Source organism: Streptomyces sp. NBC_01450 (assembly GCF_036227505.1).
Taxonomy (GTDB): domain Bacteria; phylum Actinomycetota; class Actinomycetes; order Streptomycetales; family Streptomycetaceae; genus Streptomyces.
On the sequence record NZ_CP109480.1, the window covers coordinates 2,957,912 to 2,972,091 of the forward strand.

11 protein-coding genes are annotated in these 14,180 nt (G+C 69.2%); 6 read left to right on the plus strand and 5 right to left on the minus strand.

Going from position 1 to position 14,180, the window contains the following annotated elements; all coding sequences use genetic code 11:
- Positions 1-3 precede the first annotated feature (3 nt).
- From OG568_RS13405 to OG568_RS13425, 5 genes are all read right to left on the minus strand, one after another.
- Positions 4-885 carry a hypothetical protein gene (locus OG568_RS13405; RefSeq protein WP_329531675.1) on the minus strand — a complete coding sequence of 294 codons (882 nt, stop codon included), beginning with the start codon at positions 883-885 and terminating at the stop codon, positions 4-6.
- A gap of 95 nt (positions 886-980) precedes the next feature.
- Entirely contained in the window at positions 981-1,697 is a 717-nt protein-coding gene (locus tag OG568_RS13410; RefSeq protein WP_329536349.1) for a Crp/Fnr family transcriptional regulator, read from the minus strand.
- 392 nt (positions 1,698-2,089) lie between these two features.
- Complete coding sequence (locus OG568_RS13415; RefSeq protein ID WP_329531676.1) at positions 2,090-3,625, minus strand: cellulose-binding domain-containing protein; 1,536 nt, start codon at positions 3,623-3,625, stop codon at positions 2,090-2,092.
- 344 nt (positions 3,626-3,969) lie between these two features.
- A complete protein-coding gene (locus tag OG568_RS13420; protein WP_329531677.1) occupies positions 3,970-5,316 on the minus strand; it encodes a radical SAM protein in 1,347 nt (448 codons plus the stop codon).
- A 292-nt stretch (positions 5,317-5,608) separates the two neighbouring features.
- Positions 5,609-7,222, minus strand: coding sequence for an FAD-dependent oxidoreductase (locus OG568_RS13425; protein ID WP_329531678.1), 1,614 nt, complete (start codon positions 7,220-7,222; stop codon positions 5,609-5,611).
- A gap of 108 nt (positions 7,223-7,330) precedes the next feature.
- On the opposite strand from OG568_RS13425, the gene OG568_RS13430 reads away from it, so the two are divergent.
- The 6 genes from OG568_RS13430 (at position 7,331) to OG568_RS13455 (ending at position 14,151) form a co-directional block, all read left to right on the plus strand.
- On the plus strand, positions 7,331-8,020 hold the full coding sequence (locus tag OG568_RS13430; protein ID WP_329531679.1) for a TetR/AcrR family transcriptional regulator: 690 nt from the start codon (positions 7,331-7,333) through the stop codon (positions 8,018-8,020).
- A gap of 224 nt (positions 8,021-8,244) precedes the next feature.
- Positions 8,245-9,495: an FAD-binding protein gene (locus tag OG568_RS13435; RefSeq protein ID WP_329531680.1), complete on the plus strand. Its 1,251-nt coding sequence runs from the start codon at positions 8,245-8,247 to the stop codon at positions 9,493-9,495.
- Positions 9,496-9,576: 81 nt separating this feature from the next.
- Positions 9,577-10,824: an ROK family transcriptional regulator gene (locus OG568_RS13440; RefSeq protein WP_329531681.1), complete on the plus strand. Its 1,248-nt coding sequence runs from the start codon at positions 9,577-9,579 to the stop codon at positions 10,822-10,824.
- A gap of 191 nt (positions 10,825-11,015) precedes the next feature.
- Positions 11,016-12,278, plus strand: a complete 1,263-nt coding sequence (locus OG568_RS13445) for an ABC transporter substrate-binding protein (protein ID WP_329531682.1) — start codon at positions 11,016-11,018, stop codon at positions 12,276-12,278.
- A gap of 32 nt (positions 12,279-12,310) precedes the next feature.
- On the plus strand, positions 12,311-13,273 hold the full coding sequence (locus OG568_RS13450; protein ID WP_329531683.1) for a carbohydrate ABC transporter permease: 963 nt from the start codon (positions 12,311-12,313) through the stop codon (positions 13,271-13,273).
- The gene (locus OG568_RS13455) at positions 13,270-14,151 is read left to right on the plus strand and encodes a carbohydrate ABC transporter permease (protein ID WP_329531684.1); all 882 of its coding nucleotides are present in this window, start codon (positions 13,270-13,272) and stop codon (positions 14,149-14,151) included. The genes OG568_RS13450 and OG568_RS13455 overlap by 4 nt, the downstream gene beginning before the upstream one ends.
- Positions 14,152-14,180: the final 29 nt, after the last annotated feature.

The window sequence follows — 14,180 nt, forward strand, 5'->3', positions numbered from 1 at the left end:
CGATCAGCCCTTCCGTCGGCCGGCGTCGCCGGTGATCCGCCCGATGTGCACGGGCTGCTGGTAGACGTTGTCGTGGTGCTGCGACATGTCGCCGTGGACGGTGTACCGGGCGCCGGGGGCGTCGGCCGGGTCGTCACCCTGGGCGTCCTGGAAGTCCGAGAACTCCTGGACTTCCTGGACTTCCTGGACTTCCTCGACGTCATCGGCGTCATCGGCGTGACCGGCGGCCGTGTCCGCGGTGGGTGGCGGATCGCCGGCCGGTGCGGCAGGAGGTACCGGTGCGGCGGGGATCTCCGGAGCGGGCCGGCCGGGAAGGTGGAACCAGGCGGTGACCTCGCCCTCCTTGAGCTCCAGGCGGGCGGAGGAGTAGTGCGCGGGCTCGATGAACTTGCCGCCGCTGCTGACCACGTCCTCGTACAGCGACTGGGAGGTCACCAGCACGAGATCGGCCCGCTCGGCGTCCAGCAGCCGCCGGGCGAGGGGAGCGTCGGCCAGTCGGCAGGCGAGGTCGACCGCGCGCCCGCTGATGCCCCGGACGTCGTGCCGGACAGGCCCGACGTGCATGCCCACCCGAAGCCCCAGGGGGACGCGCAGGCCGCGGTTCTCGTCCCGCAGCGTCTCGTGCACCTCGATCATCCACAGGCCGAGCAGCCGGGTCACCGCGATCCGGCCGGCCACCGACAGCAGCACACCGTCGCCCCGGTCCTCCATGTGTACGGCGTCCCGCGCCACCTTGGCGTGGGTGAAAGCCGTTTCCAGCACCCGGTAGATCCGCTCGCGCATGCGCTGCTTGTCGACGTCGTCGTACTCCCCGGAACGCCGGGCGTCGACGCTGATCACCAACTCGTAGCGTGCTTCGGTGAGATCCATCGCGTCGTGGTCCACCCGTGCCCCCTTGTTCTCTCCACTTGCCGTCCCCCTCAGCGTCGGGCCCGGGACGAAGGCCGTCTGTAGCCGTTTACACACGACAAGGCGTGGGTTTACTCCTGATGGCCGTCCGCGAGGAGGGCGAGCAGTCCGGGGTCGAGGATTTCCACCATCCGGTTGCCGGTGCGCACCACGTGCTGTGTCCGCAGCAGCTTCAGTGCCTTGGCGACGGCTTCCCGGGTCGCGCCGATGGTGGCGGCCAGCTCGTCCTGGGCCAGTTGGACGACGGTGCCGGCGCCGGTGTGTGTGGTGCCCGGTACAGCCGGGTTGTAGGGGCCGGACGGCTCGGCTCTCGACAGTTCGGTGAGCCGACTGGCCAGCCGTTGCAGCACGGTGAGCGAGGCGAGCGCGGACCGCTCCTGGTCGGCGCTGCGCAGCCGGAAGGTGAGCTGGCGTATCACCAGACCGCTGACGCGGGGGTGCAGGGCGAGGAAACGGCGGAAGGCGTCCCCGGATATGACCTGGACCTCGGTCGGACCCAGCGCGCGTACGGTGGCGCTGCGGGGATGCGGATCCAGGGCGGCCATCTCGCCGAGCAGTTCACCGGGACCGCGCAGGCCGAGTATCAGCCGGGTGGCACCCCGGTCCGTCGCCACGGAGACGGTCACCCAGCCCTGAATGACGATCAGGACGTGACTGGACCGGTCGCCCTCCGTCAGAAGATGGGCATCGGCCGCATAGTGCTTCCGGCTGCCGAGAGCCATCACGCTCTCGCGCTCCTGAGCGGTCAGAGCGCGCGCGAAAGCCAGCTCATTGCCGAGCAGCCCCATGGCCACGCCCCCCGCCGCAATCGTGCCGCCTGACTTTTCAGAGGCGTTGATGGTGACAGAGCGAGGCATTGAGACGAGTGAATTACGCCAGATCGGCAGTACTGGCCGGTAAGTGCCGAAGTGCCAGGTGGGTCGCTCGGGGGAGGCCGCCCCTCGTGACGCCGCCACGGCCGTGCCCGCGGCCGAACCGTCCATCCCGGCTTCCGCCCCACCGACGACCTTGAGGTCAGGACCGGTACGCGAACGGCCGGCCCCCACGATGCGGGGACCGGCCGGAGCGGCGGACTTGGCGAAAAATCAGGTTTCCGCCGCCAAAGGGGTGGTGGCGAGGTGGTGACCGAGTGAGGGGACGGTGTCGGCGTCTCCGAGCGTCACACCGGTCGGCCGAAGGCTCAGCCGACGGTCGCGCAACTGGCCTTGTTGAGGGTGAAGTCGCGCGCGGCCGAGTTGGAGCCGCTCCAGGAGCCGAGGAAGCCGAAGGTGAAGGTGGCGTTCGCGGCGACCGTCTTGTTGTAGTCGGCGGCGGTGGCCGTGACGTGGGAGTCGTCCTGGACGAAGGTGCCGTCCCACATCTGACTCACGTGCTGACCGTCCTTGAAGGTCCAGCCGAGGCTCCAGGTGGCGAGGGCCTTGGTGGAGGTGACGGTGACCGTGGCCTGGAAACCGTCCGGCCACTGGCCGACGATCTCGTACTTCACCTGACAGTCGGGCGGGGCGCTCTTCGTGGAGCCGGTCACCCCGCCCTGCTGACCGGCGGGCGACGAGGACTCGCCCTGGGCCTCCTGATCGGAGTTGCCCGCCGGCCGTGAGGTCGAGTCCGCCACCGTGGGCGAGCCCGACGACCCCGACTCCGACCCCGACCCCGACCCCGACTTCGGATTCGATCCCGAAGCCGAAGCCGACCCCAAGGGGAAGGAGGGGCCCGGGTCCACCACGGTCTGCCCGTCCGTCGACTCGTCCTGCGCGGCGGTCGCGCCACCGGCCTTCGAACCGCCGAAGGGCATCAGCGAGACCGTGAGCGCCAGCCCGGACACGAGGACGGCCGCGACCAGGATCCCGGTCCGGCCGATCCGGGGCCGGACCGGCTTGCCCTCGTTCAGCCCCGTGTCCACGGCCGCGTCCGTGCGACCGCCGATCATGCCGGCCTCGGCGGCCCGGCGCCGCCGTTCCAGATACGCGAGGCCGCCCCAGCCGATCACACCGCTCGAGAGCGCCGCGGGCAGTCCGCCGCCGTGCAGCCGCAGACAGGCGGCCGCCTCCGCGCACTCGACGCAGCGCGCCATGTGCCGGGAGAGGTCGTCGGGCGTCTCGGCGGTGGGTGAGCGGGTCACCGCGTCGAGGAGCCGCGCGTAGCTGCGGCAGTGGGCGTCCATCGGGGTGTCGAGGTGGTTTCGGTGGCAGCGGTCCCGGAACAGCGCCCGCACCTGGGCGAGTTCGATGGACGCGGCCGCCGGGTCGAGACCGAGCCGACGGGCCACCGCGGGCAGCGGCAGCGACTCGACCTCGGCCAGCCACAGCAGCACGGCGTCCGGCTCCTGCATGTCCATGAGGCCGCGCAGCGCGAGCGGACGGTGCAGCGGCGGTCCGATGTAGCGGGCGGCCTTGTCCGAGTGGAGCCACAGGCGCAGGTCGGGATCGAGCCGGTGACCGAGCCCGTTCGCCTCCCAGGTGGCGGCCACGAAACGGACCGAGGCGAGCAGCAGCGGAATACGGGGCAGCCTGAGCGCCCTGCGTCCGGTGCCGGTAATCTTCGATGCCGCGGTGGCGGCGCGCAGCTCGCCGATGCCGTGCGTGAACGCCTCGGTCGCCAGCTGTGTGGCCGCGGCCGAACCGGACGTGCACAGATCGGCGTAGGACAGGACCGCGTCCCAGCATTCCGAGAGCAGTGCGGCCTCGGCGGCGTTCTGGGGGGTCGGCAGGTCGGGCATGGGGGGCTCCTGCATCAACTGCTTCCAGGTGCAACGTCAAGAAACGTCTGACAACGTGACCGTCAACTCACGCTCTGTACAAGGGAGTTGAGCGCCGTCGCAACGACGGGGCCCGAGCCTTTCACGCTTTCCACACAACTGACAAGCGAGGTATTCAATTAGCGCGGCAAGCGGTTGCGGCGCCCGTTCGTCCGAGCGCGCGCAGCCTCCCTCCCGCCGCATGGAAGGTGATACGGAAGGGAGGCCGATACGTATCATCGCGGCCGACTTTTTCTGAACCTTCGGCCCCCGGTGCCACGGAACCCTCAACCCCCGGCCCCCTGCGGAACCTTCGTTCCCCGGCCCTACGGAGCCTTCGTTCCGGCCGCTTCCGCCACCGCGGGGTCCCGCGCCGGGAGGCTGTCCATGAAGGAGCTCACCGAGAAGACCGCGTGGCCGGGTCCGGGCGGCCCGTATCCAGGCGGGGAGGACAGGCCGAAGTCCTCCATGGTGGAGCGGTAGGCCTCCAGCAGCCGGATGTGGTACTCCAGCGGCGCGCCCTGGGGGTTGGCCTTGCCGAGCGGCGTCGTGGGCTCCGGGCACCAGGTGGTGAAGCGGGGCGTGATGCCGTGCGACATGAAGAAGCGCAGCCCCTCGGTGGTGGAGGCGATGGCCTCGTCGACGGTCGTGAAGCCGAACGGCTCCGCCATCTCCACGCCGGCCACGAAGTTGGGGATCACGTTGCGCGCGCCGAAGACCTCCGCGGAGTCGAGGATGCGCTTGTGCCACTCGTCGCGGCCGACATAACGCTCCTTGCCCGGGCAGTACAGCTCGAAGAGCCGCCGGTCCCACACCTCGTAGTTGGGGTGGTAGATCTGCACCCCGTAGTCCTTGAACCGCTGCACGTCGTCGCGCGGCAGCGCCTGCGCGACGACCTTGCCGATCCACCGCCCCGGGAAGCGCTCCTCGATGGCCTTGGCGTAGTGCCCGTAGAAGTCGGCCTCGTCGCGCCCCTGCAGCTTCGAGGTGATCGCACCGCCGGTGAGGGTGTACGCGGTGGAGGCCTTCGCCGTGTCGTACCGGTCGATGATCTCGAGGGCTTCGAGGACCTCCTCGACGTCCTTCACCCCGGTGTACGGGCGCCCCGCCGCCTTGTGCTGGCGCCAGTTGTGGTTGATGTCGCAGTACTGGCACTCCTCCTTGGCGCCGAAGTACTGGCAGACGCGGAAGACGGTGAGGTAGATCAGATAGCCCCACTGGATAGTGGGAGCGACCTCCATCACGGACTTCCCGTTGGAGAGCGTGTGCCGGTAGTACTCGGGCATCGGCGGCACGCCGACGTCGGCGATGCGCTTCCCGTCGAGGTAGAGCCCGAGCACCCCCTCTTCGTCGGCGGCGACGCGATAGGGCGAGGCGGGGTTGACGCGTACGGACACCACCGTGCGCCGCAGGTCGTACGGCCCGCCCGTGAGGATGATCTCCTCGGGCGGGCGTCGCAGCGCGGCCTCGCCGAGCTCGGGCAGGGTGCCGTGGTCGAAGGAGAAGATGAAGTACGACTTCGGCTTGACGTCACCGTCCTCGTTGTCGGAGAGCGCCGACTCGTCGAAGGCCACACCTCCGCGGAGCAGGTCCTCTTTGAAGACGGCCTCCCGCGGTACGTGCGGGAACCGCTCCATCAGATCCTCGACCAACGCGGTGCGGCTGCCGGCCATCCCGTTCTCCTCGCTCCCGACCTGTTCCCGACTCGTTCAAGTCTCCGTGCTCGACTCCTCACGGTATGCCCCTGCCTGCGCGCCGGCCGTGCCGGGTCCCCTCGCGCCGCGCGAGGCCTACGGGAGGAGCCACGCCCGGCGGCAGCGTCGGGCCGGGTCCGGGGACGGCCGACAGGCAGACGGGAATGTGACGGCAGGGCCTAGTGCCGCGGCAGGCAACGTTTGCCCGTCAAGGAGCGGCGTCCGGTGCGTGCCGGGCGTCGCGACGGGGCGAACGTTGCCTGTCGCGGCACTAGATCACCAGCGTGGCCAGGTAGTCGAGTACGGCCCCGGTGGCGTCCGCCGGTGCGGTCAGCGCGACGTGCCGGTCAGGGCGGACCAGCACCACGGCGTCCCCGGTGACTCCGTACGCCCTGCGCGCATGCCCCTCGTGGTCGCTCAGCCCGTCTGGGACGTCCGCGATCAGACACGGCTGCACGGTGTCGCCGTACTTCGCCGCGATGATCCGCAGGACACCGGCGGTGCCCGCCCCGAAGCCGAGCAGGGTGAAGCGCGGTCGGGCGAAGAGGTCGAAGAGCCGGATGGCCGCGCCATCGGCATCCAGGCAGGGGGCGTCGGGAGCGCGGTCGCCGGCCCTCAGCAGGCCGTCGTCCGTCGCACGTTCGTCACCAGCGCCTTCACCACCGCCGACTGCGTCCTCGCTCCCCCGACCGTCGAGCTCGAGGGCGAGTGAACTCCAGCGGTAACCGAGCCCGAGGGCCAGAGTCTCCGGCCTGATCACGTCCTCGGTCCCGCGTCCGGCCTCCTTGACGCTCTGCTGGACGCTGCGCCACCGCTCACCGCTGGTGTCCAGCGTCCAGGCGGCGATAGGCAGCCGCTCCTCCTCGTACGTGTCGAGCAGGGCGGGACGTGCCGTCCCCGCGACCACCATGGCGAGCTTCCACCCGAGGTTGAAGGCGTCCTGAACACCCGTGTTCATCCCGAGGCCGCCCGCGATCGAGTGAACGTGCGCGGCGTCGCCGGCCAGCAGCACCCGGCCGACCCGGTAGCGGTCGGCCATCCGCTCGTTGACCCGGAACGTCGAGATCCAGGTCGGGTTCGCCAGCCGTATGCCCGGCATCCCCGAGTGCCGGTCGAAGATCCGCTGGAAGGTCTCCAGCGACGGCGCGACCGGCTGCCCCAACTCGTCACGCTCCGGAAGCGCCTGGAGCTGGAAGGACCGCTCACCCAGCGGGCAGAGCAGAATCGCACCGTCCGCGTCTATCCACTGGTGCCAGTGGTCGCGGCTCAGCCCTTCGGCCTCGACGTCGCCGAGGATCATCATCCGGCCTTCCTCCGTACGGCCGTCGAAGGTCACGGGCAGCGACTTACGGATGGTGCTGCGCCCGCCGTCACAGGCCACCAGATACTCCGCCGCCATCCGCTTCCCCGCGGCCGTGGTGGCGACCACGCTCTTCCCGGTCTGCTCGAAGCCGGTCAGCTCGGTACCGAGCTCGACGGTCACGCCCCACTCCGCGAGCCGTGTCCGCAGGATCTCCTCGACCTGCCACTGGGCGATGAACAGCCCCCGTACGTAGGGAGCCCACGGTGTCGGCTCCAGCACGGAGAAGGGGTCGGTGTCGGTGACGATCTCGCCGTCGCGGTACTTGCGCAGCAGCAGGTCCGTACGCCCGTGGGCGAGCAGTTCGGGGAGGACGCCGAGGCTCTCGAACACCTCCAGGCTCCGGGGGTTGAGCGTCTTGCCGCGTGAACCGCTGTGGAATTCCGGGGACTTCTCGATGATCCGCACGGCCGTACCACGCCGGGCCAGTTCGCAGGCCAGGGTCAGTCCGGTCGGCCCCGCTCCCACAATCAGCACCCCGGTCCTCTCGGCGGTCGACTCGGTGGTCACTTCGCTGCTGATCATCTCGCTGCCCTCTCCGTCTGCGCTGCGACCACCATGAAAAAGCAACTTGGTCATAAATGCAACCCGGTAACTTTAGAGACCCGGTTCGGATTTGTTAGTGTGTGCACCATGGACGAGCGACAGAGTCAGCGGCCCGGCCAGGGACACGGTCGAAGCGAGGCACCGCACACCGGGCTGCGGGAACTCAAGAAGGAGCGCACGCGCCAGGCCATCTCCGCCACGGCGATCGAGATGTTCCTGGAGCGGTCCTTCGACCAGGTGTCCGTCGCCGAGATCGCAGCCGCGGCCGAGGTCTCCAAGTCGACGCTCTTCCGCTACTTCCCCACCAAGGAAGACCTGGTGCTGCACCGCTTCGCCGACCACCAGGGCGAGTTCGCCCGGGTCGTGCGCGACCGACTCCCCGGCGAAACACCCCTGACGGCACTCCACCGCCATGACCGCGCCGCCCTGGATCGGCACGACCCCGTCACGGGCCTCGACGACAACCCGGACGCCATGACCTTCCACGGGCTTGTGCACTCCGCCGCAAGTCTGGTCGCGCGCCTGACGCAGTACACCGCCCACGACCAGGACGCGCTGGCGGACGCCCTGTACGAAGCCGCCCCGGACGCACCGCCGAGCGTGACCCCTCGAATCGCCGCCGCCCAGATCGTCACCGTGCACCAGCTCCTGGCCGAGACGAACTGGCGGAAACTCTCGGCCGGCCGCAGCGCCGCCGAGGTCCACCCCGAGGCGGTGACAGACCTCGACCAGGCCTTTGCCCTGCTGGGCGGCGGGCTGGCCGCCCACTACGGCTGATCCGGCCTGATCCCGAAGAAACAAGCAACAGCAGGCGACGGCGCGTGCCGGCGAGCGCTCTCTCCCGTAACCGCGGCTCTCACCGCGCGACGGAGGCCGTAATCGGGACCGACACGATGGGCGCGGCCGGGGCCGGAACACCGTACCGACCGACTCCGAGGTAGTTTCCAGCGGTGGCCACCGCACGGCGGCGCACGGCGACTACCCGGGGAAGGACCGCAGGGATGACAGAGACCCTGACCAACTGGGCCGGCAACATCACGTACACCGCCAAGGAACTGCACCGCCCGCACACGCCCGAGGCCCTCGCGGCGCTGGTCGCGCAGAGCGCGCGCGTCCGCGTCCTCGGCAGCGGGCACTCGTTCAACGAGATCGCCGAGCCCGGCGACCAGGGCGTACTGGTCTCGCTCACCGCGCTGCCCCCGGCCGTGGACGTCGACTCGACCGCCCGTACCGTACGGGTCGCGGGCGGTGTCCGGTACGCCGAACTCGCCCGCCGGGTCCACGAGCACGGGTTCGCCCTGCACAACATGGCCTCCCTCCCGCACATCTCCGTGGCGGGCTCGGTGGCGACCGGCACCCACGGCTCGGGCGTCACGAACGGCTCCCTCGCCTCCGCCGTGCGCGAGGTCGAGATCGTGACGGCGGACGGCTCGACCGTCACGATCGGCCGCGACGAGGAACGCTTCGACGGCGCCGTGACCTCCCTCGGCGCACTCGGTGTCGTCACCGCCCTCACCCTCGACCTGGAGCCGGACTTCGAGGTGAGTCAGCACGTCTTCACCGAACTCCCCCTGGTGGGGCTCGACTTCGAGAAGGTGGCGGCGACGGCGTACAGCGTGAGTCTCTTCACCGACTGGGGACGTCCGGGCTTCCGGCAGGTGTGGCTCAAGCGCCGCACCGACCAGCCACTGCCCGACTTCCCCTGGGCCGCGCCCGCCACCGAGGCGATGCACCCCGTGCCGGGCATGCCCGCCGAGAACTGCACCCAGCAGTTCGGCGTTCCCGGACCGTGGCACGAGCGATTGCCGCACTTCCGGGCCGAGTTCACCCCGAGCAGCGGGGCCGAGCTGCAGTCCGAGTACCTGCTGCCGCGCCCGCACGCGCTCGCGGCGCTGGGCGCCCTCGACGCGATCCGCGAGCACATCGCGCCGCTGCTGCAGATCTGCGAGGTGCGCACCGTCGCCGCCGACCGGCAGTGGCTGAGCCCCGCGTACGGCCGGGACACCGTGGCCCTGCACTTCACCTGGGTCGAGGACACGGCGGCCGTCCTGCCGGTGGTGCGGCGGGTCGAGGAGGCGCTGGAGCCGTTCGACCCCCGGCCGCACTGGGGCAAGGTGTTCACCACGCCCGGAGAGGTGCTGCGCGGGCGCTATCCACGACTGGACGACTTCAGGGCCCTGGCCGAAAGCATGGATCCGGCGGGCAAGTTCACCAACACCTTCGTGCGGGACTTTGTTCACCCCCTTTCCTAACCCCTTGTCGAAAGTCCTCGCCAGGCCATAGCCTTGCGGCGCGCCGGGACCGAGCCCCGCTGTGCGGTACGGAGGACCGAGGTGGCAAAGCAGGCGAAGCGGACATCGCGCGACATCCGCACCGCGAACCGCTATGAGGTGCTGCGTCAGATCATCGCCGCCTCTCCCACCTCACGACAGGAGTTGGCGGCGGCCACCGGGCTGAGCCTCGCCACGGTCGCCACGCTCGTCGGTGAACTGCTCGACCTCGGGATGCTGACCGAGGTCGGGTTCGAGGACTCCGCGGGGGGCCGACCCCGGGGACTCGTGGCCGTCAACGCGTCGGGGGGCGCGTTGATCGGCGTGGACATCGCGGAGACATACGTCCGCGTGGAGCTGTTCGACCTCGCGCTGAACGTGCTCGCCCGCGCCACCGAGGACATGCGCCCCGGCGAGAGCCGCCCGGAGCAGGTCGTCGGGCATGTGGCCGTGGCCGTCGGCTCGGTGGTCGCGCAGGCCGGGATCGAGGGCGCGCGCGTCCTGGGCGTCGGGGTCAGCGTGCCGGGCCAGGTGGACCGCGACACCGGCATCTCCGAGTACGCGCCGAACTGGGACTGGCACGACGTACCGCTGCTCGACCTGCTGGCCGAGCACATCGCCTATCCCCTCTACCTCGACAACCCGCTGCGCGCCTGCGCGGTCGCCGAGCTGTGGTTCGGCGCGGCCCGTGGACGCGGGGACGCCGTCGTCGTCAATCTGGGCACGGGGGTCGGCGCCGGGCTCGCGCTCGGCGGCGGGCTGCACCGGGGGGTGAGCAACAGCGCGGGCGAATGGGGCCATACGACGCTGGTGCTTGACGGGCGGCCGTGCCACTGCGGCAACCACGGCTGCGTGGAGACGTACGTCGGGGCGCCCGGAATCATGCTGAATCTGCGGGAGTCCAGTCCGGACAGCCCGCTGCTGCACCCCGACGACCAGACCGCCACCATCGACGCCCTGTCCCGCGGGGTCGCCGCCGGAGACCCGGTGGCGCTCCAGGTCGTCCGCGACACCGCCCGCTATCTCGGCGCGAGCATCGCGGACCTGGTCAATCTCCTCAACCCCGAAGTCGTCGTGCTCAGCAGCTGGGTGGCCGCCACGCTCGGCGAGCCGCTGCTGCGCGAGGTCCGCGAGGCCGTCGCCCGGCACGCGCTGAGGCGGCCGCTGGCCGCCACCGAGATCGTCCTCTCCCCCATCCCCACCGACCCGGTCTGCCTGGGCGCCGCGACCTTCGCCCTGGAGGGCGCCCTGAGTTCGGTGGGCCAGAAGCCCGCCGGCGGCAGGACCGTCCCCCGCCGCACCGCCTTCTAGGAGACCGCGGGCCGCCGGATCGACGGTCCGCCAACTCACCCGGGCCACAACCCCGTTCGGCCTGCCGAACCGCTCACAACACTTCGAACAGACTTCGTCCAACCCCTTGCCGAAGCCTTAACGGAAGGTTAGCGTCCCGCCACCGCACAGCGATTTCGAGCCGTAGCCGTACAAGAGACAAGGACGTCACCATGTCGGCAATGAGCAGCAACTGGGACCGTCGCTCCGTCCTGCGGGCCGCCGCGGGGCTGGCCGCGCTGGGACCGCTGGCCGCCTGTGGAAGCAACAACGGGCGCTCCGGGGGCGGGAGTTCGGGCAAGTCCATCAAGCAGTACTTCCACGCGTACGGGGAGGCCGGCGTCGAGGACGCCCTCAAGCGGTACGCGAAGGGCTACGACAAGGCCGCGGTGAGCACGCAGTGGATCACCAGCGCGGACTACGAGAGCAAGCTCTTCTCCGCGCTGCTCACCGACAACGCCCCCGACGTGTTCGAGTTCCACCCGCAGATCCAGCTCATCAAGAGCGGTCAGGTTGCGGACCTCAGCGACATCATCGATCCGGTCAAGTCCGACTTCAACCCGGCCGACATCGCCTCGCACACGGTGGACGGGAAGATATACGGCGTCCGGATGATCGACGACCCGCAGTTCTTCTTCTACCGCAAGTCCGTGCTGGAGAAGGCGAAGATCCAGCCGCCGACCACGCTGGACGAGCTGATCGAGGCCGCGGCGAAGCTCACCACCGGCAAGGTCAAGGGCCTGTTCATCGGCAACGACCTGCACGCCGTCATCAACCCGCTGATCTGGTCGTCCGGCGCCGACACCCTCGACGCGAAGAACCAGATCGCGTACCACACGGAGGGCGTTAAGGAGGGCATCAAGAAGATGCGTCAGCTGTTCACCAGCGGCCACCTTCTCCTCGACGCCCCGACCGACTACTGGGACCCCTCCGCCATCGTGCAGGGCCTGACCCCCATCCAGTTCTGCGGTATGTGGGCCATGCCGGTCATGCAGAAGGCACTCGGCGACGACCTCGGGGTCTTCCCCTTCCCGAAGGTCACGGACAGCGGCAAGCAGTCCGTGACCAACGGCGGCTGGTCGATGTTCGTCAACGCCAAGGGCAAGAACGCCGACCTGGCCAAGGAGTACGTGAAGTGGCTGTGGATCGAGCAGAAGAAGTACCAGGAGGACTTCGCGCTCTCGTACGGCTTCCACATCCCGCCGCGCGCCTCGATCGCCGCGTCCGCCACCAAGCTCAAGACGGGCCTGCCCGCCGAGGGCGTCAAGCTCTTCAACGACTTCGGGCACTTCGACAACATCGGCTGGACCCAGGCCATGATCACCGCGCTGGAGGACGTGTTCGCCAACTGCGTCCGCAAGAACGGTGACCCGGAGGCCGAGCTCTCCAAGGCCGACACCACCGTCAACCGCGAGCTCAAGAAGCTCTTCGGATAGGCCGGGACGGAGACAGACGGACGGGTTTCGACATGTCGACCACCACCACGCGCGGTGTCGCGCGCCCCGCCTCGGCCAAGGCCTCACCGGCCAGGCCGCGGCGGGGGCTGCGGGGCAGCAGCACCTTCAACTTCTGGCTCTTCACGAGCCCCTTCCTCATCGGCCTGACGGTCTTCGTCTATGTACCGATCGGCTGGAGCCTCTGGCTGAGCTTCTTCGAGGCACGCTTCACGGTGACGCCGAGCAAGTTCGTCGGTTTCGACAACTACTGGCAGATGCTGCAGGACAGCAAGTTCACCGGTTCGCTCGTCACCTTCACCGTGTTCGCCGCCTTCATCGTCCCCGCCACCTGGGCGCTGTCGCTGGGACTCGCCCTGCTGGTGAACCGGCTGCGTTTCATGAAGGCGTTCTTCCGGTCCGTCTTCTTCCTGCCGACCGCGTGCAGTTATGTCGCCGCCGCGCTGGTCTGGAAGATGTCGATGTTCAGCGGGGTCCGCTTCGGCCTGATGAACACGATCCTCGGCTGGTTCGGCGTCGAGAACATCGCCTGGCTCGCCAACCCCGATCCGCCCTGGTACTGGCTGGTCATCGTGACGCTGCGGCTGTGGCTGCAGGCCGGTTTCTACATGATCCTGTTCCTCGCGGCGCTCCAGAACATCCCGCCCGAGCTGTACGAGGCCGCCGCCATCGACGGCGCCAAGCCCGGCTGGCAGACCTTCCGTTACATCACCCTGCCGCAGCTGCGGGCCACCTCGACCGCGGTGATCCTCCTGCTGGTCATCGCCGCCTACCAGGCCTTCGACGAGTTCTACAACCTCCTGGCGAAGACGACCTGGGGCCGTCCGCCGCTCGTCGAGCTGTACTACACCGCGCTCGGCGAGAGCCAGGACTACGGCGAGGGCAGCGCGGGCGCGGTGATCCTCACCCTGCTGATCCTCATCGTGACACTGGCGCAGGGCAAGTTCCTGGGCTTCGGAAGGGGTGACGACAAGTGACCGCCACCGTGCCTCCAGTCACTCCGGTCGACAAGCCACGCCGTATCAAGCGCGGCAGCGTCATCGGCAACACCGGCCTGTACGTCTCCATCGGCGTCGCCGCCCTGCTCTTCCTGGTCCCCTTCTATCTGATCGTCCGCAACGCGCTGTCGACGGACCCCGAAATCACCGGCGAGAACTGGAAGTTCTTCCCCTCGAACCCCCAGTGGAGCAACTTCACCGAGCTGTTCCACGACACGACGGTCGACTTCGGCCGGTCCCTGTTCAACTCCGCGGTCGTCGCCGTCCTGATCACGGTGGGCACCCTGCTGGTCTGCTCGCTCGCCGGTTACGGCCTGGCCCGTATCCCGTACAAGCACGCCAACAAGATCTTCTACATGGTCCTCGGGACCCTGATGGTGCCGCCCGCCGTCACCTTCGTCCCGAGCTTCGTGCTGGTCTCCTCGCTGGGCTGGGTGGACAGCTACCGGGGTCTCGTCATTCCGGTGCTCTTCAGTGGTTTCGCCTGCTTCCTCTTCCGGCAGTACTTCCTGGGGTTCCCCAAGGAGCTGGAGGAGGCGGCGCGCGTGGACGGGCTCGGCTACTGGGGCGCGTACTGGCGCATCGTCGTACCGAACTCGCTGAACTTCTTCGCCGCGATCGCGACCATCACCTTCATCAGCGGCTGGAACGCCTTCCTGTGGCCGCTGGTCATCGGCCAGGACCCGAGCGCCTGGACGGTGCAGATCGCGCTCTCCTCGTACATGACCAACCAGGTCGTCAACTTCCATCTGATCTTCATGGCGACCGCCATTTCCATCCTGCCCCTGGTGTTCGTGTTCCTCTTCCTCCAGCGCTGGCTGGTGCAGGGGGTCGCGCAGACGGGCATCAAGGGCTGATCGACAAGCTCGACGGGCACCAAGGGACG

Bases quoted from the DNA above. Each gene is read 5' to 3' on its own strand.
- OG568_RS13435 (WP_329531680.1), top strand. From the start codon at position 8,245: ATGACAGAGACCCTGACCAACTGGGCCGGCAACATCACGTACACCGCC.
- OG568_RS13425 (WP_329531678.1), bottom strand. From the start codon at position 7,222: ATGATCAGCAGCGAAGTGACCACCGAGTCGACCGCCGAGAGGACCGGG.
- OG568_RS13420 (WP_329531677.1), bottom strand. From the start codon at position 5,316: ATGGCCGGCAGCCGCACCGCGTTGGTCGAGGATCTGATGGAGCGGTTC.
- OG568_RS13415 (WP_329531676.1), bottom strand. From the start codon at position 3,625: ATGCCCGACCTGCCGACCCCCCAGAACGCCGCCGAGGCCGCACTGCTC.
- OG568_RS13445 (WP_329531682.1), top strand. From the start codon at position 11,016: ATGTCGGCAATGAGCAGCAACTGGGACCGTCGCTCCGTCCTGCGGGCC.
- OG568_RS13430 (WP_329531679.1), top strand. From the start codon at position 7,331: ATGGACGAGCGACAGAGTCAGCGGCCCGGCCAGGGACACGGTCGAAGC.
- OG568_RS13410 (WP_329536349.1), bottom strand. From the start codon at position 1,697: ATGGGGCTGCTCGGCAATGAGCTGGCTTTCGCGCGCGCTCTGACCGCT.
- OG568_RS13450 (WP_329531683.1), top strand. From the start codon at position 12,311: ATGTCGACCACCACCACGCGCGGTGTCGCGCGCCCCGCCTCGGCCAAG.